Here is a 2,791-nt window from a genome sequence, read left to right as displayed (position 1 = left end):
TTATAAAGCTTCAGTACTACTTCACCTGTTGCCAATTTAGCCAGAGACTCCGCACCCGCTAAAATTGAGTCTTTTAACGGTGTAAACCAACGACCGTCATACACTAAGTGTGAAAACTCACCGCCTAGTACTTCTTTCCATTTACGGCTTGATTTATCTAGCACTAGTTCGTCAACAGCTTGTAATGCAGCCATGATCACAGTGCCTCCTGGCGTTTCATAACAACCACGCGACTTCATGCCTACTAAACGGTTTTCTACGATATCAACACGACCAACACCATGTGGCGCAGCAATGTTATTTAATTTAACTAAGCAGTCATACGGTTTTAGTGATTCACCATTCACAGCAACCACTTCGCCTTCAACAACATTTAATGTCACATATTCAGCTTCATTAGGAGCTTGTTCAGGAGAGTTAGTCCAAGTCCATACTTGATCACTTGGTTGGCACCATGGATCTTCAAGCTCACCACCTTCGTGTGAAATATGCCATGCGTTTGCATCACGGCTATAAATTTTGGTCGCAGAGGCAGAGCACGGAATATTACGCTCTGCAAGGTAATCAAGTAATGATTCACGGCTTGATAAGTCCCACTCACGCCACGGTGCAATCACCTTTAGGTCTGGTGCAAGGGCTGCGAAACATGATTCAAAACGCACTTGGTCGTTACCTTTACCCGTACAACCATGCGAAAGCGCATCGGCTCCTACTTTACGAGCAATTTCAACTTGTGCTTTAGCAATAATCGGACGAGCCATAGACGTACCTAGTAAGTACGTACCTTCGTAAATAGCGCCAGTTTTTAATGTTGGGTAAATATAATCACTTACCATTTCATCTTTTAAATCAACTATATGACACTCAGACGCACCTGAAGCAATCGCTTTTGCTTCAACGCCTTCTAGTTCTTCAGCGCCTTGACCTACATCAGCAACAAAGGCAATTACTTCACAGCCATAGTTTTCTTTTAACCAAGGCACGATTGCCGATGTATCTAGACCACCAGAATAGGCTAATACGACTTTTTTAATTGAACTCATTGGTGTTCCTTAAACAAAATTTGGATTTAGTAATGTCACAAGAAGAGCGTTCTGCGCATGCATACGATTCTCTGCTTGTTGAATAATTTTTGATGCCGGGCCATCCATTACCTCAGAGGTAATTTCAAACTCTCGATGAGCCGGCTGACAGTGCAGCACAGTTTGTGCGCCTGTCTTCTCAAGCAATGCCTGATTTAGCTGATACGGCATATACTTAGCTTTAACTTGCTCAAGCGGTGTTTTATCACCCATCGAAACCCACGTATCAGCATAGACTGCATTTGCACCAACTGCCGCTTCAATTCGGTCACTGACCATTACAGAGGCGCCATTCATCGCTGCAATTTGCTCAGCTTGCTTAAGAATTTGCGAATCAGGTGAGCTACCTTTAGGGCAAACTGCCACAAAATCAGTGCCTAAAGTGGCTGCTAATAGCATCAGTGAGTGAGTTACATTATTCCCCTCACCTAAGTAAGCTAGCTTAAGTTTACTAACATCGCCATGTACTTCTTGAAGAGTCAAGAAATCAGCCAAAGCTTGGCATKGGTGATATAAGTCGCACAAGCTATTAACAACAGGTACGCTTGAAAACTCACCCAAAGTGGTAAGTGTTTTGTGTTCGAATACACGAGCAACAATACCATCTGCCCACGTTGAGATATTAAGTGCAAAGTCTTTAACTGATTCACGTGCGCCCATGGCACCATTTTGTGAATCAAGATAGACCGCATGACCACCTAGCTTATTAATACCAATATCAAATGATAAACGGGTACGTAAACTAGGTTTTTCAAATAAAGTAACCACTGATTTACCTGCAAGCGCTTGGCTAAAATCTGCAGGATTTGCTTTAATTTTTTGCGCTAAGTTAAGAAGTTTAAGTGCGCCTTTTTGGTCTAACTCTAGACCCGATAAAAAATGATTTAACATGAAATACCTATGGTGTAATTTTCGTTCCTACGTGCTCGCCTTGTAATAAAGCGACTAAGTTTTCTGGCTTTAGCCAGCTTGAGATATACACACCACGTCGTAAATGTTGGGCAGCAAGAAGGCTGGTCTTTACTTTGACCTCCATCCCGCCCTGAATAACTCCTTCAAGGATAAGTGTATCGATTTGCTGCGTATTTAATTGATGTAATGGCTGCTTATTTGCGTCAAGTACAGCTTCTACATCAGTCATAAAAATAAGCTCTGCATTGAGCTCTTTCGCTATGGCTGCGGCTGCTTCATCGGCATTTACGTTATACCACTGACCGTCCTCTCCAAAACCTATTGAACTAACAAGAGGTAAGCGACCTTGTTCTAATAAGCTCGGTAACACGCTATGACAGCTTCCACTACATTGACCTACTTGGCCTAATACTTTGAGTTTTTCTGAAACTACAACGCCCGCTTCATAAAGGCTCAAACCAACAGGCTTATGGCCCGCACCGATAGCTTGACTCATCAATTGTTTATTGGCACAACCTGCAAGCGCCCCGACAATATAAGGCATTTGTTCATTAGGACTGATGCGTAATCCTTGGTGCTTTGCTGTTACAAAACCCGCTTCTTTTAACCATGCATCTACAAGCGCTCCACCGCCATGCACAATCACAAAATTAGCGTGTTCTTGCGATGCTAGAACATCGAACAATGCTTTTGCTGCATCGGCAGTGTTTAATACTGCACCACCCATTTTAATAACCCATGTTTTCATCATAGTGCTCCGCTAAGGCCAGTATGATGAGGTTCACCCATCGCTAAAT

At 42.9% G+C, this 2,791-nt stretch carries 3 protein-coding genes; all 3 read right to left on the bottom strand.

Annotation, left to right across the window (positions count from 1 at the left end):
* Positions 1–1,043, bottom strand: a 1,043-nt coding sequence (locus tag BWD47_RS19930) for an argininosuccinate synthase (RefSeq protein ID WP_075594544.1), incomplete at its 3' end; no start/stop codon positions are given.
* 9 nt (positions 1,044–1,052) lie between these two features.
* Positions 1,053–1,973, bottom strand: coding sequence for an ornithine carbamoyltransferase (locus tag BWD47_RS19925; protein WP_075594543.1), 921 nt, complete (start codon positions 1,971–1,973; stop codon positions 1,053–1,055).
* A gap of 7 nt (positions 1,974–1,980) precedes the next feature.
* Positions 1,981–2,742 carry an acetylglutamate kinase gene (argB, locus tag BWD47_RS19920; RefSeq protein ID WP_075594542.1) on the bottom strand — a complete coding sequence of 254 codons (762 nt, stop codon included), beginning with the start codon at positions 2,740–2,742 and terminating at the stop codon, positions 1,981–1,983.
* Positions 2,743–2,791 lie beyond the last annotated feature (49 nt).

Source organism: Pseudoalteromonas sp. PAB 2.2 (assembly GCF_001938575.1).
Classification (GTDB): Bacteria; Pseudomonadota; Gammaproteobacteria; order Enterobacterales; family Alteromonadaceae; genus Pseudoalteromonas; species Pseudoalteromonas lipolytica.
The sequence above is the reverse complement of the archived record's forward strand: the minus strand, read 5'-3'. Positions and strand labels throughout refer to the sequence as shown.